General features: G+C 69.2%; 12 protein-coding genes. 4 read left to right on the top strand and 8 right to left on the bottom strand.

From position 1 onward, the window contains the following. The first annotated feature begins 67 nt into the window (after nt 1-67). A complete protein-coding gene (gene pks13 / locus FB390_RS05095; protein WP_141807904.1) occupies nt 68-5290 on the top strand; it encodes a polyketide synthase Pks13 in 5223 nt (1740 codons plus the stop codon). Further along, complete coding sequence (locus tag FB390_RS05090) at nt 5287-6831, top strand: acyl-CoA carboxylase subunit beta (RefSeq protein WP_141807903.1); 1545 nt, start codon at nt 5287-5289, stop codon at nt 6829-6831. Before pks13 ends, FB390_RS05090 begins: the two co-directional genes overlap by 4 nt. A gap of 71 nt (nt 6832-6902) precedes the next feature. On the opposite strand, the gene FB390_RS05085 is transcribed toward FB390_RS05090, so the two are convergent. Beyond that, on the bottom strand, nt 6903-7400 hold the full coding sequence (locus FB390_RS05085; RefSeq protein ID WP_141807902.1) for a peptidylprolyl isomerase: 498 nt from the start codon (nt 7398-7400) through the stop codon (nt 6903-6905). A gap of 145 nt (nt 7401-7545) precedes the next feature. Between FB390_RS05085 and FB390_RS05080 the strand changes: the two genes are divergently transcribed. Next, nucleotides 7546-10875: an arabinosyltransferase domain-containing protein gene (locus FB390_RS05080; protein ID WP_141807901.1), complete on the top strand. Its 3330-nt coding sequence runs from the start codon at nt 7546-7548 to the stop codon at nt 10873-10875. A gap of 157 nt (nt 10876-11032) precedes the next feature. On the opposite strand, the gene FB390_RS33395 is transcribed toward FB390_RS05080, so the two are convergent. From FB390_RS33395 to dprE1, 6 genes are all read right to left on the bottom strand, one after another. Continuing rightward, the gene (locus FB390_RS33395; RefSeq protein WP_169810867.1) at nt 11033-11194 is read right to left on the bottom strand and encodes a hypothetical protein; all 162 of its coding nucleotides are present in this window, start codon (nt 11192-11194) and stop codon (nt 11033-11035) included. A gap of 251 nt (nt 11195-11445) precedes the next feature. Beyond that, the gene (locus tag FB390_RS05075) at nt 11446-14700 is read right to left on the bottom strand and encodes an arabinosyltransferase domain-containing protein (protein WP_141807900.1); all 3255 of its coding nucleotides are present in this window, start codon (nt 14698-14700) and stop codon (nt 11446-11448) included. Between the two features lie 107 nt (nt 14701-14807). After that, a complete protein-coding gene (locus tag FB390_RS05070; protein ID WP_246123860.1) occupies nt 14808-16640 on the bottom strand; it encodes a glycosyl transferase in 1833 nt (610 codons plus the stop codon). Between the two features lie 183 nt (nt 16641-16823). Beyond that, nucleotides 16824-18860, bottom strand: coding sequence for an arabinofuranosyltransferase (locus FB390_RS05065; RefSeq protein ID WP_185757211.1), 2037 nt, complete (start codon nt 18858-18860; stop codon nt 16824-16826). 311 nt (nt 18861-19171) lie between these two features. Further along, nucleotides 19172-19951, bottom strand: coding sequence for a decaprenylphospho-beta-D-erythro-pentofuranosid-2-ulose 2-reductase (gene dprE2 / locus FB390_RS05060; protein WP_141807899.1), 780 nt, complete (start codon nt 19949-19951; stop codon nt 19172-19174). Next, nucleotides 19948-21435, bottom strand: coding sequence for a decaprenylphosphoryl-beta-D-ribose oxidase (gene dprE1, locus FB390_RS05055; protein WP_246124235.1), 1488 nt, complete (start codon nt 21433-21435; stop codon nt 19948-19950). The genes dprE2 and dprE1 overlap by 4 nt, the downstream gene beginning before the upstream one ends. A gap of 196 nt (nt 21436-21631) precedes the next feature. Here dprE1 and FB390_RS05050 point away from each other — a divergent pair, with 196 nt between their 5' ends. Next, entirely contained in the window at nt 21632-22090 is a 459-nt protein-coding gene (locus tag FB390_RS05050; RefSeq protein WP_141807898.1) for a GtrA family protein, read from the top strand. Between the two features lie 121 nt (nt 22091-22211). Here the strand turns inward: FB390_RS05050 and FB390_RS05045 are convergent, their stop codons facing one another. Then, complete coding sequence (locus FB390_RS05045; protein WP_141811556.1) at nt 22212-22859, bottom strand: pyridoxamine 5'-phosphate oxidase family protein; 648 nt, start codon at nt 22857-22859, stop codon at nt 22212-22214. Nucleotides 22860-22995 lie beyond the last annotated feature (136 nt).

Here is a 22995-nt window from a genome sequence, read left to right as displayed (position 1 = left end):
ATCTCATCCACGCCGAGCGTCAATTCACGGCGCGCCCGGTTACGCAGACAGGTAGCTTGAGGAATTGATGGCTGACAACGAGGGCACGCCCACCCAGACGACCGAAACCGCGTCCGCCGCCACGGAAGGCACGGCCGCTCCTGCTGCCACGGACATCTCGGTGGCCGAACTGCGAGAGTGGTTGCGCCGCTGGGTCGCCGACGCGACCGGGCAGCCGATCGAGCAGATCACGGTGGATCGGCCGATGGAGGAATTCGGGCTCGCCTCGCGCGATGCCCTCGCCCTCGGCGGCGACATCGAGGAACTCACCGGCGTCGTGCTGAACGCGACCGTCGTCTACAAGCACCCGACCATCGCGTCGCTGGCCGAGGTCATCGTGCACGGTGAGCCCGAGGCGCCCGAGGAGTCGGCGGACGACGCTTTCTACACCGCCGGTTACACCCCGGGCGAGGCGCACGACATCGCGATCGTCGGTCTTTCCACCCGGCTGCCCGGCGCGGGCGATACCCCGGAGTCGACCTGGGAGTTCCTGATGAATCGCGGCGACGCGATCCGGGAACTGCCGGAGGGCCGTTGGTCTGAGTTCACCGCCAGCCCGAACATCGCGAAGATCGTCGAGGAGAGCAACACCCGCGGCGGCTACCTGGACCAGGACGTGGTCAAGGGCTTCGACGCGGAGTTCTTTGCGATGTCCCCGATCGAGGTCGAGCGGGTCGACCCGCAGCAGCGCCTGATGATGGAGCTCACCTGGGAAGCGCTGGAGCACGCCAGGATTCCGGCCAGCGAGCTCAAGGGTGAGTCGGTCGGCATGTTCATCGGCTCGTCCACCCAGGACTTCCAGCTGATCGCCGCGCTCGGCCTCGGTGATCGCGACCCGAATCTGCCCATCTCGGCGGAGGCCTACGCGCTGCTCGGCGCGTCGACCGGCATCATCGCCAACCGGGTCTCCTACTTCTTCGACTTCCGTGGTCCCTCGGTCACAGTCGACACGGCGTGCTCGTCCACGATCGTCGCCGTGCACCAGGCCGTGCGCGCGCTGCGTGACGGAGACGCCGACCTGGCGCTTGCCGGTGGCGTGAACATGATCCTGGCCCCGGTCGCCACGCTCGGCTTCGAGAAGAACGGCGCGGTCGCCAAGGACGGCCGGATCAAGGCGTTCTCCTCCGACGCCGACGGCATGGTTCGCTCCGAGGGCGCCGGTCTGGTCGTGCTCAAGCGCCTGGTCGACGCCGAGCGCGACGGCGACAAGATCTATGCCGTGATCAAGGGGTCCGCGGTCAACAGCGACGGCCGCTCCAACGGTTTGTTCGCGCCGAACCCGGATGCGCAGGCCGACGTGCTGCGCGCCGCCTACCGCGACGCGGGCATCAAGCCCTCCACCGTCGACTACATCGAGGCGCACGGCACCGGCACCCCGATCGGCGATCCCATCGAGGCCGACGCGCTCGGCCGGGTGATCGGTCGCGGACGCGATGCCGACAAGCCCGCGCTCCTCGGTTCGGTGAAGACCAACTTCGGCCACTTGGAATCCGGCGCGGGCGCGCCCGCCCTCGCCAAGGTCGTGATGGCGTTCCAGCACAACGTCATTCCGCCGAACATCAACTACGCGGGCCCGAGCCCGTTCATCCCGTTCGAGCAGGCGCGGCTGAAGGTCGTCGACGAGCCGACCGAGTTCCCGCGCTACAGCGGCGTCGCCACCGTCGGCATCTCCGGCTTCGGCTTCGGCGGCACCAACGCCCACGTCGTGCTTCAGGAGTACGTGCCCACCGCGGCCGCGCCCGCCGAGGCTCCCGCCGCGAACCTGGACGACGAGAACACCGACGTGGTCGCCGAGGCCACCGAGATCGTCGCCGCGGCCGAGGCGGAGAACGCCGAGGTCGAAGCCGCCGAAGCGTCCGCCGAATGGTCGACCGACCGCGAAGAGCCGCTGCCGGTGATCCTCGCGGTGTCCGGCTACCTGCCCTCGCGCCGTAAGCGCGCCGCCGCGGTGCTCGCCGACTGGCTGGAGTCCGACGCCGGTCGCGACGTCCCGCTCGCGGACGTGGCCCGTTCGCTGGCCAAGCGCAGCCACTGGCGTTCGCGCGGCGTCGTGATCGCCAAGACGCACGAGGAGGCCGTCGCCGGTCTGCGCGCGATCGCCGCGGGCAAGCCGGGCAACGGCGTGTTCACCGCCGACGCCCCCGCCGCGCAGGGCCCCGTCTGGGTGCTCGCCGGATTCGGCGCGCAGCACCGCAAGATGGGCAAGCAGCTCTACCTGGAGAACGCGATCTTCCGCGCCACCGTCGACCAGGTCGACGAACTGGTACAGGACGAGGCCGGTTACTCGATTCGCGAGATGATCCTGGACGACGCCCAGGACTACAACGTCGGCACCTCGCAGGTCGGCATCTTCACCATCCAGATCGGTCTGGCCGCGCTGCTGCGCGCGCACGGCGCCGAGCCCACCGCCGTCGTCGGTCATTCGATGGGCGAGGTCGCGGGCGCCTACATCGCGGGCGGTCTCGCGCTCGAGGACGCGGTGCGGGTGATCTGCGCCCGTTCGCGCCTCATGGGCGAGGGCGAGCAGATGATCAGCGACGACGACGTGCGCAACATGGCGCTGGTCGAGCTGAGCGCCGCCGACGTCGAGGCCATGCTGCCGGAGTACCCCGACGTGGAGGTCGCGGTGTACGCCGCGCCGACCAACACGGTGATCGGCGGCCCGACCGAGCAGGTGCAGGCGATCGTCGCCAAGGTCGAGGAGGCGGGCAAGTTCGCCCGCGTGCTCCAGACCCGCGGCGCGGGCCACACCTCGCAGATGGACCCGCTGCTCGGCGAGCTGGCCGCGGAGCTGGCCGGTATCGAGCCGACCCGCATGAAGGCGGGCCTGTACTCGACGGTGAACAAGGAGCAGTTCTACCGTCCCGGCCACGACCCGATCCACGACGAGGACTACTGGGTCAAGAACATGCGCCACAGCGTGTACTTCACCAACGCGGTGAAGCTCGCGGTGGACTCCGGGCACACCACGTTCCTGGAGCTCGCGCCGAATTCCGTTGCGCTGATGCAGGTTCTGGGCACCACCTTCGCCGCCGGGCTGCACGACGCGCAGCTCATCCCGACGCTCAAGCGCAAGGAAGACGAGTCGGCGGGCGTGATCTCCGCGCTGGCCCAGCTCTACGTGCACGGCCACGCCGTCGACCTGCCCTCGCTGCTGCCCGCCGGTGACTACGCCGACGTGCCGCGAACGGTGTTCCTGCGCAAGGAGTACTGGCCCAAGACGCAGATCAGCAGCGGCAGCGGCAACACCAAGGTCCCTGGCGCGCACGTCGCGCTGCCGGACGGCCGCCACGTCTGGGAGGTCCAGGCGGGCGTCGTCACCGAGCTGCCCGCGCTCGTGCGTGCCGCGGCCGCGCAGGTGCTCAGCGATGTCGCCCTTGGCGCGTCCGTGCCGCACGGCGCGCTGCCCGCGGCGGGCACCCTCACCACCACGCTGACCCCGCACCTCGGCGGCGCGTCGGTGCAGGTGCACGCCAAGGAGGGCGACGCCTTCCGCCTGCTCTTCGAGGCCGTCGTCACCTCCGGCGCCGCGCTGCCGGAAACCGCTGTCGCGCAGCCGGTTACCGAGACCGCGGTCGCCACCGTCGCGGCGGCCGAGGTCGTGGAGACCTTCGGCGACCGCTGGGATCCCAACGGCAGCCAGACCATCGAGGAGCGGCTCGCGATCATCGTCGCCGAGTCGATGGGCTACGCGGTCGAAGACCTGCCGATGGAGATCCCGCTCATGGAGCTGGGTCTGGACTCGCTGATGGCCATGCGCATCAAGAACCGCGTCGAGTACGAATTCGACATCCCGCAGCTGCAGATCCAGGCCGTGCGCGACGCCAACCTCAACGAGGTCGGCAAGGTGCTGCGCTATGCCATCGAGCACCGCGACGAGGTGCAGGCCATGGCCGACAAGCAGGCCGCGGGTGAGGAGATCGCCGTGGACGGCGACTTCATCGCCGCGGCGCGCTCCGCCCTGGAGGCTGGCGAGGACCCGGCCGCCGCGGTGCAGGCCGCCGGTGCGCCGGTGCCGGGGCTCGACGCCGAGAACACCACGATCGAGGCCGAGGCGGAAAAGATCGTCGCCGAAGCGGAATCGGCCGCGGCGCCGACGGTCGCGGAGCCCGAGGAAGACGCCGCCGCCGCGCTCTTCGGCGAGCAGCAGTCGCAGGCCGACGAGGACGGCGTGCCGCCGCGCGACGCCGCCGAGCGGCTGACCTACGCGAGCTGGGCCGTCGTCACGGGCAAGTCCGCGGGCGGCATCTTCAACACCCTGCCGATCTTGGAGGAGGAGGTCGCCGAGAAGCTGGCGGCCCGCCTCACCGACCGGGTCGGCGCCGAGGTCACCGTCGACGACGTGCTCGACTCGGAGACCATCGAGCAGCTCGCCGATATCGTGCGCGGACTGCAGGACAGCGGGGCCGACGTCGAAGGCTTCATCCGTCCGCTGCGCCCGCGTCCCGAGGGCTCGAATGCCGTGCCGGTCTTCGTCTTCCACCCGTCGGGCGGCAACACGCTGGTCTACGAACCGCTGCTGAAGCGGCTTCCTGCCGACACCCCGATGTACGGCTTCGAGCGGGTCGAGGGTGATATCGAGGAGCGCGCGCGGCAGTACCTGCCCGAGCTGCGCAAGATCCAGGGCAACGGTCCCTACGTGCTGTACGGCTGGTCGCTCGGCGCGGTCTTCGCGCTCAAGGTGGGTCAGCTGCTGCGCGCGGAAGGCGCCGACGTGCGCTACGTCGGCCTGATCGACCTCGCGATCCCGGCCGAGCCGGAGGACAACAGCCCCGCCGAGCGTGTCCGGCGCATCCAGCGCTACCAGGAATTCGCGAAGAAGACCTACGGCATCGAGGGTGAACTGCCCGAGGAGCAGCTCATGGAGCTGGCCGACGCCTCGGACGAGGAGCAGTACACGATCGTCACCAACCTGATCAAGCTGACCGGCGCCAAGATCCCGGGCGGTGTGCTCGAACACCAGCGCACCTCCTGGATCGAAGGACGGCACCTGGCCAAGACCACGCCGACCCGCTACGACGGCAACGTGGTGCTCTATCTCGCCGATCGCTACCACGATGGGATGATCGAACTCGAGCCGCGTTACGCGGACCGGCGCCCCAACGGCGGCTGGGACGAGTACATCCCCAACCTCGAGGTCATCCACATTCCGGGTGACCATCTCCAGATCGTCGACGAGCCGCGGATCGGCAAGATCGGTGCCGACCTGACCGCGAAGCTCGGGGAAATCGAGGCGAAAGGCGCACAGTGAGCACTACTGCCGAGAAACTCGCCGACCTGCGGAAACGTCTGGATCTGGCGCAGGAACCGGCGGGTGAAGCGGGGGTCGCGAAACGGGCCAAGAAAGGCATCCCCAGCGCCCGCGACCGGATCAACATGCTGCTCGATCCGGGGACCTTCGTGGAAATCGGGGCCCTGGTGCGCAAGCCGGGTGATCCCGCCGCGCTGTACGGCGACGGCGTGGTCACCGGCCACGGCCTGGTGGACGGTAGACCCGTGGCGGTGTTCTCCCACGACCAGACCGTGTACGGCGGGTCGGTCGGCGAGATGTTCGGCCGCAAGGTCGCCTACATCATGGAGTACGCCGCCAAGGTCGGCTGCCCGGTCGTCGGCATCAACGACTCCGGCGGCGCGCGCGTTCAGGAGGCGGTCACCTCGCTGGCCTGGTACGCGGAGCTCGGCAGACGCCAGGAGCCGCTGTCCGGCCTGGTGCCGCAGGTCTCGATGATTCTCGGCAAGTGCGCGGGCGGCGCGGTGTACGCCCCCATCAACACCGACGTGGTGGTGGCGACCGAAGAGGCGTACATGTTCGTCACCGGTCCCAAGGTGATCCGCGAGGTCACCGGCGAGGAAGTCAGCCTGGAGGAACTGGGCGGCGCGCAGAGCCAGGCCGAGTACGGCAACATCCATCACGTCGCCAAGGACGAGCAGGCCGCGTTCCAATGGGTGCGCGACTATCTCGGCTTCCTGCCCACCAGCTGCCAGGAGCGGGCGCCGATCGTGAACCCCGGCCTGGAGCCGGAAATCACCGATTCCGATCGCGAACTGAACTCGATCGTGCCCGACTCCGACAACGCGGGCTACGACATGCACGAGATCCTGCTGCGCATCTTCGACGACGGCGATTTCCACGAGATCGGCGCGACCGCGGGCCGCAACGTCATCACCGGATTCGCCAGGGTGGACGGTCGCAGCGTCGGCGTGGTCGCCAACCAGCCGATGGTGTACGCGGGCGCGCTGGACGCCCGCGCCTCGGACAAGGCGGCGCACTTCGTCCGCCTCTGCGACGCCTTCGAACTCCCGCTGATCTTCGTGGTCGACACGCCCGGCTTCCTGCCCGGCGTGGAACAGGAGAAGATCGGCGTCATCAAGCGCGGCGGCCGCTTCCTGTTCTCCTTCGTGGAGGCGACCGTCCCCAAGGTGACGGTGGTGATCCGCAAGTCCTACGGCGGCGGCTACGCGGTGATGGGCTCCAAGCAGCTCGGCGCCGACGTGAACCTGGCCTGGCCGACCGCCCGCATCGCGGTGATGGGCGCGGAGAGCGCGGTGAGCCTGATCGGGGCGCGACAGATCGAGGCCGCGCCGGAGGAACAGCGCGCCGCGATGCGCCAGCAGATGATCGACTTCTACAACGCGACCGTGGCGACGCCGTGGGTGGCCGCCGAGCGCGGGTACATCGACGCCGTCATCGAGCCGGCGACCACTCGCCTGGAGCTCCGCCGCGCCCTGCAGCTGCTGCAGGACAAGCAGCTCGAGCGCAACCCCCGCAAGCACCACCTGCTGCCGCTGTAATCTCCTCGCGAACCAGGATCGGGCCGTACTCCCTTGGGAGACGGCCCGATTCGCGTTCCTTCGATCGGTGCTCAGCCGATGGTCGCGGAATTGATGACGACCGCGTCGAGCGGCACGTCCTGGTGCATGCCCGCCGAGCCGGTCGCCACGCCCGCGATCTTGTCGACCACCTCGTTGCCGTCCACGACGGCGCCGAACACGGTGTAGCCCCAGCCGGACGGCGTGGGCGCCGAGTGGTTCAGGAAGTCGTTGTCGGCGACGTTGATGAAGAACTGCGCGGTGGCCGAGTGCGGGTCGTTGGTGCGGGCCATCGCGACGGTGTACTTGTTGTTCTTCAGGCCGTTGTTCGCCTCGTTCTGGATCGGGGCGTTGGTGCTCTTCTGGCGCATGTTGGGCTCGAAGCCGCCGCCCTGGATCATGAAGTTCGGGATCACGCGGTGGAAGATCGTGCCGTTGTAGTGGCCGGCGTTCACGTAATCCACGAAGTTCTGCACCGTCTTCGGCGCCTTGTCCGCGTCCAGCTCCAGGACGATCGTTCCGAAATTCGTCTCGAGATTCACCTTGGTCATACCCACACCTTTCCATTCGACCGGTAATGGGTCGGCACGTCGGGTCGACTTTCGGGGTGAAAAGGACCCCGGCCCGGAATTCGGCGAACTCACAGCACGCTTCCGGGACCCGGTGCCGTCCCTTTACCCGCTAGCATTGCCAACCGTGTCCGACGCCGCAACTGCTGTCCTGACGAAGCCTCCCGCCGAGCCCGAGGTCCGCCCGAAGGATTTTCGGACGGCGCGCATAATCGCGCTGGTGGCCGGGCTGATGGGGGCGCTGCTGGCACTGGCCACGCCGTTCCTGCCCGTCGAGCAGACCACCGCGGTGCTGAAGTGGCCGCAGGGCGGCACGCTGGGCAACGTGCAGGCGCCGCTGATGTCTCAGGTGCCGACCGACCTGCGAGCCAGCATCCCGTGTTCCACCGTGGCGACGCTGCCCGCGCAGGGCGGCATGCTGCTGGCCACCGCGCCGCCGCAGGGCGACCGGGCGGCGCTGGAGGCCATGTTCGTGCGGGTCTCCGAGTCGTCCGTCGACGTGGTGGACCGCAACGCCGTCGTCGCGTCGGCCGAGCGCGAGCGGATGGGGGAGTGCTCCTCGATCGTCATCACCTCCGATCGCGAGCGCACCCACGCCGCGTTCGAGGGGCTGACCAGGACCGTCGAGCAGCCGGTCGAGGGCGGACGCGGCGTCGAGAGCGTCCAGGCTCCGGTCGAGGGACAGCTGATCGGTGATCTGCGCCCGCAGGTGGTCGGCGTCTTCTCCGATCTGAAGGGCGCGGTTCCCGCCGGTCTGTCCTTCGACATGACCGTGGACACGCGGTTCAGCTCCAGCCCGACGCTGGTCAAGATGATCGCGATGATCGCGGCAGTGCTGTGCACCCTCGTCGCGCTCGCGGCGCTGGCCCGCCTGGACAGCAGCGACGGCCGCGGGCATCGCCGCTTCCTGCCCGCCAACTGGCTGAAGCCGACCTGGGCCGACGGCGCGGTCATCGGCACGCTGCTGCTGTGGCACTTCGTCGGCGCCAACACCTCCGACGACGGCTACATCCTGAGCATGGTGCGGGTGGCCCCGGAGGCGGGCTACATGGCCAACTACTTCCGCTGGTACGGCGTGCCGGAGGCGCCGTTCGGCTGGTACTACTACGTGATCCAGGTGTTCGCCGAGATCTCCACGGCGAGCCCGTGGGTGCGCCTGCCCGCGCTGGCCTGCGCCATCCTCTGCTGGATGGTGATCAGCCGCGAGGTGGTGCCGCGCCTCGGGCGCGGCGTGCGCCACAGCAAGGTGGCGCTGTGGACCGGCGGCCTGGTGTTCCTCGCCTTCTGGCTGCCGTTCGACAACGGCCTGCGCTCGGAGCCGATCGTCGCGCTCGGCGCGCTGCTGACCTGGGTCTCCATCGAGCGCGCCATCGCGACCGGACGCCTGCTGCCCGCCGCGGCGGCGGTGCTGATCGCGGCCTTCACGCTGGCGGCCGCGCCGACCGGTCTGATGTGCGTCGCGGCGCTGCTCGCCGGTATCCGGCCGCTGGTGTGGATCGTGGTGCGCCGTCACCGCGAACACGGCACGCTGCCGCTGCTCGCGCCGATCGCGGCGGCGGGCGTGCTCGTGTTGACGGTGGTCTACAGCGATCAGACCTTCGCGGGCATCCAGGAAGCGAACCGGGTGCGCCAGGCGACCGGCCCGAACCTGGCCTGGTACGAGGACTACCTGCGCTACTACTACCTGTTCGTGGAGACGGTGGACGGCTCGCTGTCGCGCCGCTTCGCCTTCCTCGTCATGCTGCTGTGCCTGTTCACCACGATGCTGGTGCTGCTGCGGCGCAGGCGGGTGCCCGGCATCGCGAGCGGCCCGACCTGGCGGTTGATGGGCATCGTGCTCGGCACGATCTTCTTCATGATGTTCAACCCGACGAAGTGGACCCACCACTTCGGCGCGTACGCGGGCATCGCCGGTTCGCTCGCGGCGGTCACCGCCGTCGCGGTCTCGGCCAGTGCGCTGCGGGCGCGCAAGAACCGGGCCATCTTCCTCGCGGGTCTGCTGTTCGTGCTGGCGATCGCGTTCTCCGGCATCAACGGCTACTGGTACGTCTCCAGCTTCGGTGTGCCGTGGTTCGACAAGCAGATCTCGCTGAGCGGTTACCAGTCCAACACGCTGATGCTCGTCCTGTTCGGCCTCGCGCTCGCGCTGGTCGCCTGGTTCGCGCTGCGCGAGGACTACACCAAGCCGCAGCCCTCCGCGAAGACGGTGCGCGGCAGGCGGATTCGCAAGTTCGCCGCGATCCCGCTGACCGTCGTCGCCGCCTTGATGGTGCTGCTGGAGGTGGCGTCGCTGGCCAAGGGCGCCTACTCGCAGTACCCGGCCTACTCGCTGGCGCGCTCCAACTTCGACGCGCTCGGCGGCAACATGTGCGGCCTGGCCAACGACGTGCTGGTGGAGTCCGACCCGAACGGCGGACGGCTGAACCCGATCATCGATCCGGCCGACCCGCCCGCCAACGGCGACCCGCTGGCGGGTGCGAAGCCCGTGGGCTTCGATCCCAACGGCGTGCCGGACGACCTGTCCGCCGACAGTGTCGAGGTGAAGCCGGGTACCGGCAACACCTCCACCCAGTCGGTCGGCGCGGCCTTCGCCGAGGGCGAGAGCGCGGGCACCGGCGGCGGTCAGGGCGCGCTCGGCGTCAACGGCAGCACCGTGGCCCTGCCCTTCGGACTCGACCCGGCGACCACGCCGATCATGGGCAGCTACCAGGAGGGCGTGCAGCAGCCCGCCAACCTGACCTCGAGCTGGTACGAGCTGCCCGCGCGCTCGGCCGACCGACCGCTGGTCGTCATCTCGGCCGCCGGACGCATCCTCTCCTTCGACGACACCGGCTCGATGAAGTACGGCCAGTCGTTGACGGTGGACTACGGCCGCCGCCAGCCCGACGGCAGCGTGCAGAAGCTCGGCACGTACCTGCCGCGCGACATCGGCCCGTTCCCGTCCTGGCGCAACCTGCGGGTGCCGCTGGACGAACTCGCGCCGGACGCCGACGCGGTGCGCATCGTCGCCAACGACCCGATTCTGATCGGTGACCAGTGGCTCGCGTTCACCCCGCCGCGAATGCCGAAGCTGAACTCGCTCAACGACTTCCTCGGTTCCGAGCAGCCGATCCTGCTGGACTGGGCGGTCGGCCTGCAGTTCCCGTGCCAGCGGCCGTTCTACCACGAGAACGGCGTGGCCGAGGTGCCGAAGTACCGCATCCTGCCGGACCGGCCGCTGGCCATCAGCTCCACGAACACCTGGCAGGCCGAGGAATTCGGCGGCCCGCTCGGTTTCGCGCAGATGCTGGCCAAGTCGACCACCCTGCCGACCTACCTGAAGGACGACTGGGCGCGCGACTGGGGTTCGCTGGAGCGCTACGACCAGTACGACCCGAATGCCAAGCCCGCCCGCCTGGAGACCGGGACGGCGAACCGTTCCGGCATGTGGTCGCCGGGCGACATGCGGGTGTTCTGACCCCGACAAATAGGCAGGGCCGTGCCGCAGGTGAGAATTCACCGGCGCACGGCCCTGTGCGTTTTCGGGGGGACGTAGTAGGGATTTCGGACAGACTCGTACTCACGGCTTTTCGGCGTTCGCCGGGCTGCCGCGGGTGAGGTTTCGGGGGGTCGGCTCAGACCTCGAGCATGCGGCGCCCGAGTTCCCGGCGCAGGACCTCCTGGGAAGGGAGGCGGCCGAGTACCCGCTGCACCGCAGGGCGTATTTCGCGCTTTTCCTCGTCGGTGAGCAGATCGACGAGATCGCGCAGATCCATGTCATCGAAGGCTGCTGTCATACCCACAAGATTACGGTCCAAACGCGGCGGCGTCTCGTATTCGAATCATCGGTTACGGAGGTGTCACCTCATCGAAACCGACAGTGCGTCAGGAGGTTTCGCGGACACCGCAGGACGGGGGTTCGCCGCCGGACGGCGGTTCGAAACCGACCGTCCAGCCTCCCCGCCGGTACGCGACCGGCGACCCGTTCGGCGTCGAACTCGCCGTCGTCCCGGCGGATCGGCAGCTGGGACGAAGGCGGAGGAACGCTTTACTTCACCCGAATCGGGTCGTCCTGCGCGATGCCGCCGCGCGTCACGGTGGTGACCTCGATCGACGCGGGCCGCGCCTCGGGATCATACGGCGTGAACTGTTCCAGCGAACCCCAATCGCGTGCCCAGTCGTGGTCGAGATAGCTCGGCACGGTCTCGGCCTTCAGCAGCAGTCCGGTCCAGCCGAGCGGGCCGCCGCCGATGTCGTCCTGCCAGGCGTTGGAGGCGTCGGAGCCGACCCGGTCTGGCAGGATTCGCCACTTCGGCGCCTCGGCGACGCCGTCGTGGTGGTCGAACGGCCGCTGGCACGGGAACGCCAACCCGACGTGCCAGTCCAGCAGCACCGGGTCCGTTTCTCCGACAACCGAATTCAGCGTCGCGAGGCGCGGCAGGCGCGGCGGGGTGACGGCGAGCCACTGCCGCGCGGTGATGTCGTTGTCCACCGCGACCAGGCGCACCGCGTTCGCCTCGACGGGCAGCCGATCGAGCGGCACCCGCAGATTGCGCCAGGACGGTGCCCCGCCGATGTCGAGCGGGTTCACCGAGCCCAGCGTGGTCACCGCGCCGTCGGTGCCGCGGGTGCCGTACTCCAGGTGCAGGTCCTGGCCGTAGGTGACCACGCCGTCGGCGTCCACCGACCTGATCCGGCCCGCCGCGGTGATGGCGAGCACCCGGTAGGCGGGGTCCTGGCGCATGCTGTCGGTGAGCTCGAGGCGGTACCACTGCGAGGTCAGCGACGACTGCTTCTGCTCGCCCTCTTCGTAGGAACCCATGACCGGGGTGCGCGCGGGGTCGAGGCCGAACGGCAGCGCCACGGTGCTGCCGTTGATGCCCGCCTGCTCGGTCGAACCGCCGCCGGTGCCCGCGCCGGTGGTGTTGGTGGTCTTGTTCTTCGAGTCCTTGTTCACCGTGTTCGCGCCGCCCGTGGTCGTCTCCTCCGCGTCGGCGGTCAGGTCGCTCGCGACGCCGTTGGGGGAGAAGCCCTTCGACTCGGCGTTCAGGCCGTCGGCGGGCGCACCCTCGTAGGGCAGCAGCAGCGAGTCGGCGGTGTCGGTCTCGACGAGCACCTCGTCGGCCAGCGCGCACGGATTGCCGCGCAGGGATTCGACATTCGACTTGGCGATCGAGTACGCCGGGTACTGGGTCGCCGCGGCCTTGGCGAGCGAGGCGAACTCGAACAGCACGAGCAGCGCGGCGGCGATGGTCAGCGGCGCGGACGCCAGCCGGTCGAAACCGTTGGCGGGCTTGGTCCTTTCGCGCCGGTAGGGCTCGCGGTAGTGGAACCAGAGCGCGAGCAGCAGCGCGACGCCGGTCAGACCGAGGAACAGCGTCGAGATGCCCTTGCCCGCCACCAGCGGCGCCTTGTCCCACCACGGCACGCCGTAGCTGGAGACGTACCACCAGCCGTTGGAGCCGGTGAAGGTGATCGCGAGCAGGAACAGCACGGCGGCGGCGAACAGCGCACGGTTGCGGGCGGAGCGAATCGCCGCGGTTCCCACCGCGACGGCGGCCAGCGCCGCGAGCGATCCGGCCAGGCCCGCGTAGACGCCGAAGTGGTGAGTCCACTTGGTCGGCGTGAACATCATCAGGAACAGCGAGGCGAACACGATGCCGAGGATGCGCACCGAAGGACCGCGCGAGGTGCCGGGTATGCGGCCCTTGCGCAGCACTTGGAGCACGCAGACCAGCAGGCACAGCAGCATGAGCAGCACGCCGAAACGCCGGGACAGCGAGCCGTCCGGCGCGAGCATGAGCAGCGAGTCCCAGCGGGTTCGCTCGTCGAACCAGGCCACGTTCGGGCCGACGACGGTGCGCACGCGGGTCGCCTCCATGACCGTCGACAGCGTCTGATCGGCGAAAACCGCGATCAGCACGAGGGTTCCGGCCGCGAGCCCCGGAAACACCAGCGCCGAGTAGCGGAAGACCTTGGCGCCGAACGAGTCCGTCGCGGAGCCGCGCGCCCGCTTCACGATGATCTCGAGCACCGGCCGCGATCCGGCGATCAGCGCGGCGACGCAGATCAGGCCGGTCGGACCGGCCGCGAGCGAGAAGGCCGCGATGAGCACGGCGACGGCGGCGGGCAGCAGCCTGCCGGTGGCGATGGCGCGCTCGATGGAGCACCAGGTGAGCAGCGCGCCCGCGGCGATCAGCGGTTCCGGGCGCAGTCCGTTGTCGTAGGGGAGCCAGAAGGCGAGGAAGACCAGTCCCGCCGTCCACAGCGCGACCCGGTCGCGGCGCACCCGAGCGCCCAGGCGCGGCAGCACCTCTCGGCTGATCACCAGCCAGGACACGATCCCGGCGAGCAGCGTCGGCAGGCGCATCCACGGGCTGGCGTCGGAAATCTTGGTCATCCAGGCCAGCACCTCGTAGGACCAGCCGAACGGGGCCTCCGGCACCGCGAACCAACGGTAGTAGTTGGCCATGTAGCCCGAATGCTCCGAGGCGCGAGCCATATTGAGGATGTAGCCGTCGTCGGAGGTGTTCGCGCCGATGACGTGCCAGGCCGCCAGCGCGCCGAGTACCACGGCGTCGGCGGGGGAGAAGCGCCACCAGTGCGCGGGCAGGAAGCGGCGCGCTCGCCTGCCGTCGCCGGTGTCGAGCAGGTGCAGTGCGACGAGCGCGATGATCGTGCAGACCGCGGCCGCGATCATGGCGGCCAGTTTCAGTGCGCTCGGTGTGGAGGAGAACCGGGAGTCGATGTCGGCGCGCAGCTTCGCGCCGCCGAGCTGTTCGGCGGTCAGATCGGTGAACACGCCGACCACCTGCGGGCGGATGTCACGGTCGATCGTGTTGCGGAAGGCGGTGCCGTCTTCGCGTCGTACGCCGGTGAACTCGACCGTGGTCGCGGCCGCGGTCGAGACGATCTCGATCCCGCCGCACGCCCCGATCTCGGCCACCGGCGCGGACAGCAGCGGAATGTCGCGTTGCAGCACCGAGAGCGTGCCGTCCGCGATCGAGACCACCAGGCCCTTGCTGTTGGCCTGGCCGGAGGCGGCCGGGATGGTGGACAGCAGCGTGGCGGCGCCGGACTGGAGCGTCGAGCACGGCAGCGTGGCCTCCAGCCGCATCGGCACATACGACACCAGCGGCGCCTCGACGTCGGTGGCGCCCGGCTGGGGCCAGTCCAGCGTCGCCCGGTCCTGCTCCACCGGCAACAGCGGCGTGAGCAGGGCCAGCACGAATCCGAGAAGTCCGGAGACGAGGGCGATCAGGCGGTATCGGGTGAACGCTCGAGTAGATCGGTCCGGTCGCACGATCGTTCATGCTAGGCGTACCTCCGCATTCGCTCCGGCCGTGCGCGGGTTTCGGACGGACTTCGTCCGGCTGCGCCTATTCGGCGTACCTCCGCATCCGCTCCGGTTCAGTCCAGCGCGCGGACGTCCCAGATCCACACGTCGTCGACGCGCGCCGGGGCGAAGCCCAGCAGCTGGGTGACGGCGCTGGCGAGCACGTCGGAATTCTTCGCGGTCGGTAGCACGAGCACGTCGGCCCGCCAGTACCGCAGATCCGCCAGCGCCGCGGCCCGCTCCTCGGCGCCGATCGGCGGCACGGCCCCGGTGTCCTGCGCTTTCACCAGGAGCATGGCGGTCCGCCGGGCCTCGGGTCCGTAGCTGCCCTTCTTCTCGGCTCCGGTCGGTCCGACGAAATAGCCGTCGGCGAGCGGGAATACGAAGTTCGCGTCGGCCTGCCAGCGCAGCGCTCGCGCGTCGGGCGGACGCGGGGGCGGGATCACGACGACCGAGCCGTCGTCCACGTACTGCCGCACCGCCCCGTCGGTGAAGAAGCGCGGCGCGGGCGCGCGTTCGGTCACGGGCAGGACGGTCGGCGTCAGCGGCACCAGCGCGAAGGTCAGCGCCGTGAACCAGGCCAGCGGCTTCCAGTCCGCCGCCGACTGTTTCCAGGACGCGACGGCGCGATCGGAGGCCAGCGCGAACACCGCGGCGATCGCGGGCACGGCGGCCATCGTCAGCCGGGTCTCCAGCACCGAATTCAGCAGCGGGACCCGCTCGGCCAGCGCCCACGGCAATTCGACGCCGGTCGGGCGCTTGCCGACGGTGGCAACGGAGCCGAGCGAGAGCACGCCGAACACCGCGATCACCACGGCCGCCGCGCGCACCACCCGATCGCGCCAGAGCAGCGCCACGGTGGCGGTCAGCACCAGCAGCAGCGGCCAGCCGAAGTAGGCGTTCTGTTCGGTCTCGTTGATCGCCACGTACTGGCCGGGAGCCCACGCGCCGCCGAGGGATTCGGACGGGAACTGCACCAGGGTCTTCAGATCGTTGCCCATCGGACCGTGGTCGATCGAGCGATAGCTCTGCGGACCGAAGAACTGCCACCACAGCGGGACCGCCGTGAGCAGCAGGGTGAGTCCCGCGGCCGCGGCGACCGTCGGGGCGAGCGCACGCAGCACGCGCGCGCCTTGCCGGGGCTCGTGCAGGTGGTACACGACCACGAACAGCCCGAACGCGAGGGCGAAGATCAGCAGCGGCTCCTCGCCGAGCGCGATCTGCGCGGCGACGAGCAAGGCGAGCACGATCGCGTCCCTGATCCGGTTGCGCGGCGCGGCATCGGTGACCGCGCGCGCTAACCGTATGAGCAGTCCGGCGATGATCGGCAGCAGCGCCAGCGCGACGAAGTTCGGGTGCGCGTTGGCGTGCGAGATCATCGCGGGGGCGAACCCGCAGAACAGGCCGCCGATCGCCGCGGCCGCGCGCGAGCTCACCAGTTCGCGCGCGAACAGCCAGTACCAGGCGTAGGCCGTCGTGGCTAAGCCGAGGGTGAGCGCGAGCACGAACGTGACCGTCGGACCGAAGAGCAGGGTGACCGGCGTGAGCGGGACGCCGACGCCGAACATGGCCGTGTTGGCCATCATGTTCACCCCGGCCGGGAAATTCTGCAGGTTCGTCCCCAGCGGGCTCTCCAGCTGTGCGACCGAATGCGCGGTCACCGCGAAGAACCACTCCCACATGGTCTGGTCCTGACCGCTCTTGATCAGGTAGCCGCTGTCGGTGTCGCGCCATTGACCGGAGAGCACGGCGGTGGCCAGGACGAGATAGCCGAGGCCGGCCAGCAGATCCGCCCGGTTGGCACGCAGTCGCGCGATCGCGGGGCGCTCGAGCAGGCCCGGCCTGGCGGCCGCGCTACCTCCCGCCGATCGCTGTGTCGTATCCCGATCGGCGCTGTCCAAAAGCACGCGCGAACTCTCCCTCTGCCCTGCCGGAAATCAGCCGCCAACGTATCGCCGGAGGCCGGGAGCGCACGCTCACCGAGCCCGGGCGGAACCTGGCAACAAGAGTTCGGTTGCCCAGAAGTCGCCGCCTCGACACATTTGTCTGGCCGCCGAGCCTGTGACCTGCTTGTTTTATTCGCTGGGCGATCAGCGCCGGACGGTGATCAGCGTGAAGGGGCCGATATCGGTGGTGGTGAAGGCCGGGTCCTCGAACAGTTCCTTCGGGAAGCTCACCGAGTAGCGCTTGACGTTCGGGTCGTTCGGGTAGACGTCCTCGGCCAGGCGCAACGTGTAGGCGTCGCCGCCGCGGCGGAACAGGAAGGCGTCCGGCGCGCGCCACGGGCTCTTGTCCATCGCCTCCAGCAGCTTCGCGGGCGAATCCAGTTTGCTCCAGTCCTTGATGGTCGCCGCCCGGCCGGCGAAATGGGCGAGCGGGTTCGCGTAGTGCGAGGTGAGGGCCTGGAAACCCCAGTACGGATAGAAGGAGAGGAAGCTGGTGTCGGCGGTCAGGACGACCGACTCGTCGCGCGGGCGGCCGGTCTGCGCGAGCAGCGCCGCGTCGATCTCGTCGTAGTAGGAGACCGCCGAGGGCGGGCGCTTGTCGGCGCGGTTGCCGTCGCCGTCGGTGTCGGTGTAGGCGGTGGTGATCTCCGGGGTCAGCACGTGCGGGATGTCCTGGACGAACGCGAGCGCGCCGACGATCGCGAGCGCGACAACGGCGACCCGGAACCGCGCGGGTTCGTTGAACGCCTGGTACGCGGCCCGCGCCCCCTCGACGAAACCGAACGCGCCCGCCGCCGCGAGCAGCACGAGCAGCGGCGCCTCCAGCCGGAACGACAGCAGCGTGGTCCCGGCCGCAGTCGCCAGCATGGACAGCAGGCTCCACAGGTAGATCGCGACCACGCCGATGCCGAGCGCCTGCGCCCGCCGGGAGGAGCCCGCGCGCACCACCAGCCACACGGTTCCGATCAGGCACAGGCCGCCGAGCAGGGTGAACTCGGTCATCGGCAGGGGGAGTTCCGCGCCCGACTCGGGGAGATAGTGCAGGGCGGTGCCGGAGCTGGGGGTTGTCGTCGTGAGCGACTCCAGCAGATACGGCAGCCAGACCACCGACGCGACCAGACCGGAGATCACCGCGATCGCCGCGAGACGCACCAGCGGCGGCACGGCGGCCCGCCACGCCGGTCCGGACGGAACGGCGGTCGGCGAGGTCGCCGCGCGGCGTGCGGCCCTGGGGTGTTGCGCGGCCCGCCGCTGGTACACCTCGGCGACCGCGGCGACGAGACCCATCAGCGCGATCGCGAAAGCGGCCACCAGGAAGTGCAGGGTGTAGAACGTGGCGGCGACGCCGAGGAACAGACCCGCGCCGACGACCGCTCCCCAGCCTCCCGCGGTCCGGGGTGCGCGAGTGACCGGGGCGGCTGGTGCCGTCGCGGTTGCGGCTCGATCATCCGTCTCGACCTGATCGGCACCGACCGCCCCAGGTCCGTTCGGCGGGTTCGTGCCGTCCGCGCGGACGGCGGTGGCGCGTGCCGCGTCCTCGACCGGCCGATAGAGCGCACCCCAGGCCAGCACCAACGCGGGCGGCAACAGCACGACGATCACCGCGCTGTACGCCTCGGGCGACGCGTACGTCACCGTGACCGCGGTGGTCGCCGCCGTCACCGCGACGGCCCAGTCGGCGCGAATCAGTCGCGTCCACAGCACCAGCGCGAGCACGGCCGCCACGGCCAGCGACCCGATCGCGTACGGCTTGAACGCCTCCCAGCCGTCCATGCCGAGCACATTCGCCACGCGCCCGCCGACCCAGAACCACCCCGCCGGATAGAACGGCGGCACATCCGCGTACGTCATATCCCGCAGCGCCGCACTGTCGGTGAGCCGCGTCAGATACTCGGTCCGAAACTCCTGATCCACCGAAACGCCGAACAGGTACAGCTTCGTCGCCGCCAACGGCATCCCGAGCGTCACCGTGACGAACGCCGAGATCCCCACCCACGAAAGCACTTTCGCCACCCACGGCCACCGCCGCACCCGCAACAACCACACCGCGGCGACAACGAGCACCGCCGCCCCCACCTGCCCCACCGTCGTCAACGCCCGCGTCACATTCGACGAATTGAACGCAGGCCACTCCACCAACGAAAACGCGAACAACCCCACGGCAGCCACCACCCCGGCCATCCCCGCCGCAACCACCCCTTCCCCCACCCCGGCCCCAACCTGCCGGGCCAGCGCCGCGATACGGCTGCCCTCCCGGCTCGGCGCGGTCTGCGGTTGTGTGGTGGCGCTCAACGAATCACTCCGTTCGTCTTCCGAATGCCCGCCGCGCACGGTCTGCTCCGCGGGCGCGGGACCGCGACGATGGTATCCAGCGGAGGTCACCGCGGCCCGACAAGCGTCGAGCCGCGCCCGTACCGCGCCTCGGGGCGGTGACGAACGCGGCTCGATGGAACAAGCTCAGCGCGCCTCGAAGACCGGGCGCGATCCGAAACTCAGAGGGGGAGTTTGCGGAAGATGGGGCGGGGGATGTGGCGGATGATGGACATGAGGTAGCGGACGGGGCCGGGGGCCCAGATGAGCTCCTTGCCCTTTTGGGAGGCCGCTACGGCGAGTGCCGCCACTTCTTCCTTGTCGACGGTGAACGGGGCTTCCTTGGCGCCGGTGGCCTTCCAGTGGTCCAGGGTCGTCTTGGTGCGCACCTGGCCGGGGCGGATGACGAGGACGCGGGGGCCGAAGGGGCGCAGCGCCTCGCCGAGGCCGAGGTAGAAGCCGTCCAGGCCGGCCTTGGTCGAGCCGTAGACGAAGTTGGAGCGGCGCACCCGCTCACCGGCCACCGAGGACATGGCGATGATGCGCCCGTAACCCTGCGCCTTCATCTTCTCGCCGACCAGCACGCCGACGGAAACCGCCGCGGTGTAGTTGATTCCGGCGATCTGCACGGCCTTGCGCTGGTCCTGCCACAGTTGTTCGGCGTCGCCGAGCAAGCCGAAGGCCACGATGGCGACGTCCACGTCACCGCCGGACCAGGCCGCGTCGATCACCTTCGGGTGCGAGTCGGTGTCGAGCGCGTCGAAGTCGACGACCTCGACCTTGCTCGCGCCCGCGGCCTCCATCTGAGCCACCGCGCCCTCGCGCAGCGGATCGTTGGGCAGGGTCGCGAGGACGATCCGCGCCGGCCCCTTCTTCAGGTACTCGGCACAGATCGCGAGCCCGATCTCCGAGGTACCGCCCAGCAGCAGGATGGTCTGCGGGTTGCCTACGGCATTGATCACTGAAGCTCCAGCCTTCTCGCCATATCGGACATGAAAACGCCTGTGGGATCAACACTTCGGCGGACCTTGATCCACTCGTCGATCCGCGGGTACATCTGGTGGAAGGTCTCGGCGGTGGTGCGCGAGTCCTTGCCGGTGTAGAGCCGCCCGCCGAATTCGAGCACCCGGCGGTCCAGATCGGTGACGAACTCGTTGAGGCCCGCCGAGATCGGGAAGTCGACGCAGATGTTCCAGCCGGGCATCGGGAAGCTCAGCGGCGCTTGGTTACCCGGGCCGAAGAGCTTGAAAACATTGAGGAACGAGTAGAACCCGGACCGCTGGATATCGATGATGATCCGCTTGAACTCGTCCACCGACTCCGGCGGCACCACGAACTGGTACTGCAGGAAGCCGTTGGAGCCGTAGCCGCGGTTCCATTCACCCAGCATGTCGAGCGGGTGATAGAACTGCGTCAGGTTCTGCACCTTGCCGCGGTAGGTGCCCGACTTGCGGTACCAGAGCTCGCCGATCGGGGTGAAGGTGTACTTGTTGGCCAGCCCGTTCGGGAACACGTCCGGCAGCGTGAAGAACGTCTTGCCGTTGAACCGCAGCGGATCCTTCTGCAACTTCTTCGGCAGCTGATCCAGCTTGGCCAGGTTGCCGCGCGAGATCGCGGCCCGGCCCAGCTTGGGTTCGGGGCTGATCGCGTCGAACCACGCGGAGCTGTACTCGTAGCGGTCCTCGGAGCCGTCGCTGTGGAAGGCGATGGTGTCGTCCAGCGTCGGCGTCACATCACCGTCGGCGATGAAGTACGCGGTCTCCGTCGGCGTCATCTCGATGGTGGCGCGCAGGATGATGCCGGTCAGACCGCAGCCGCCGATGGTGGCCCAGAACAGCTTGGCGTTCTTCTTCGGCGTGATGTGCTGCACGGTGCCGTCGGCGGTGAGCAGCTCCATCGAACGCACGTGGTTGCCGAAGCTGCCCGCGCTGTGATGGTTCTTGCCGTGGATATCGGAGCCGATCGCGCCGCCGATGGTGACCTGCCTGGTGCCGGGCAGCACCGGGACCCACAGGCCGAACGGCAGCGCGGCCTTCATCAGCTGGTCGAGGTTCACGCCCGCGTCCACGTCGACCAGGCGGGTGTCGCGGTCGATGCGGTGGATCTTGTTCAGCGCGGTCATGTCGACGACGAGGCCGCCCGCGTTCTGGGCGTTGTCGCCGTAGGAACGGCCTAGCCCGCGGGCGATCACGCCGCGGCGTAGATGGGCGGGCTTGCCGTCGTTGTCCTCGGCGACCATGGCGACGGCCTTGGCGATCACTTCCGGATCGCTGGTCGAGAGCACTTCGGCGGAGGTTGGCGCGGTGCGACCCCACCCGGTCAGCGCCAGGGTCCGGGTCGGCAGCGCGAAGCTGTCGGCGCTCGCAGCGCCGTTGTCGGTGCTACCTGCGGTCCCGCTGACACCGTTCGTCGTGGTGGCGGTCGAAGCTTTCGTGGACATCGGCATAGAGGCTACAGGCATGACGGCGAGAGGGGTCGATCTCACCGTACTCGTCAGTATGGGAGCACCTCCGCCTGCGCTCCGGCCGTGCGCGGACTGAGGGCGGAGTTCGTCCGCCGGCGCTCACTGGGATGAGTCTCTCCAGCGTTCGCGCCCTGCGCGGGCAGACGACGGACGAGGTCCGGCCGCGCCCGTTACGCTCGTGCGCGTGCAAGCCGAACCCCACCTGCCGCTCCCGGCCGAACTGCCGCTGGTCGACGAGCCCGCCGGTACCGATGTCGACCTGAAGACGCAGATCATCCGGTTCACCGTGACCGGCGGCCTGTCGGCGATCGTGGACTTCGGGCTGTACGTCCTGCTGTACGCGCTGGGCCTGCCGGTCTGGCTCGCCAAGTCCATCGGCTTCATCGCGGGCACCACCACGGCGTACCTGATCAACCGCAGGTGGACGTTCCAGGCGCCGCCGAGCCGCGCCCGCTTCGCCGCCGTCGTCGCGCTGTACGCCACGACCTTCGCCGTGCAGGTCGGCATCAACCAGGTGCTGTACTACGCGATCGGCGAGCAGTGGTGGCGGGTGCCGCTGGCGTTCGTCGTCGCGCAGGGCACCGCGACCGTCATCAACTTCGTCGTGCAGCGGCTGGTGATCTTCAAGATCCACTGAGGCGCCGTCCGAAGACGCGGTCCGTCACCGGCCGCGCACGGCCGAACGAATGGGAAGGGTTCCGCTTGCCTGCCGGACGTAGCTCGTCACCAGCCGCGCACGGCGAACGCGAGAGTTCCGCTCATCTGACGAGCGCGGGCGCCGAGTCCGGTAGGTCCGCGAGTTCCGCGCGCGCCTGGGCTTTCACACCGAAGTAGTCGCCCCCCTTGGCCCGTATGTTGTCGGTGCCCCAGTCCCGCTGCTCGCGTTCCGCGGGCACCAGGTGCGGAATGTGTTTGCGGCAGTGGATGTATGCCTCCTCGACGTCGACCACGACCCAGAGTTCCGCGGTCCTTCCCTTGACGTTCGAAGGTAGGCCGGGCACGCTGCGCCGCAGCGTCTCGTCCTCCACGATGCGGGCCGACCCGTTGATGTGCAGGCCGATGAGATCGCGCACGAAATCCATTAGCAGGATGCCTACGTGCGGGTTCTCCAGAATATTGCCGAGACTGGCCATCACGCCGTTGCCGCGGTACTCCGGATAAGCGACCGTACGGTCGTCCAGCACGTGCAGAAATCCGGGCGGGCCGGCGCGGAAGCTGGTGTCGCATTCACCGTGTTTGTCGGCGGTGGCGATGAACGCCATGTCCATCCTGCCGATGAATTCGATCATCGTCTCGTTGAGTCGATCGACCACCTGATCTGCGTAGAATCGGTCGGCTCTGCCCTGTGTACCGTATCTTTCCTGTAGTTCGTGCTCGCCGTCGCTGCCACATCGTGTACCGGGCATCGCGCCCCCTCTGGTCGCCGGAATCCGGGTACCGCGCGACTCGACGCTGAACCGCGACTTGACCGAAATCCTGTCCATTTTAATGGGATCGGGCATGGCAAATCTGCGAAACCGACATCGAGGATGCACTCGATGT

Source organism: Nocardia bhagyanarayanae, from assembly GCF_006716565.1.
Taxonomy (GTDB): domain Bacteria; phylum Actinomycetota; class Actinomycetes; order Mycobacteriales; family Mycobacteriaceae; genus Nocardia; species Nocardia bhagyanarayanae.
The sequence above is the reverse complement of the archived record's forward strand: the minus strand, read 5'-3'. Positions and strand labels throughout refer to the sequence as shown.

Bases quoted from the DNA above. Each gene is read 5' to 3' on its own strand.
- FB390_RS05085 (WP_141807902.1), bottom strand. From the start codon at position 7,400: ATGACCAAGGTGAATCTCGAGACGAATTTCGGAACGATCGTCCTGGAG.
- dprE1 (WP_246124235.1), bottom strand. From the start codon at position 21,435: ATGCCGATGTCCACGAAAGCTTCGACCGCCACCACGACGAACGGTGTC.
- pks13 (WP_141807904.1), top strand. From the start codon at position 68: ATGGCTGACAACGAGGGCACGCCCACCCAGACGACCGAAACCGCGTCC.
- FB390_RS05065 (WP_185757211.1), bottom strand. From the start codon at position 18,860: ATGGCCGGGGTGGTGGCTGCCGTGGGGTTGTTCGCGTTTTCGTTGGTG.
- FB390_RS33395 (WP_169810867.1), bottom strand. From the start codon at position 11,194: ATGACAGCAGCCTTCGATGACATGGATCTGCGCGATCTCGTCGATCTG.
- FB390_RS05045 (WP_141811556.1), bottom strand. From the start codon at position 22,859: ATGCCCGGTACACGATGTGGCAGCGACGGCGAGCACGAACTACAGGAA.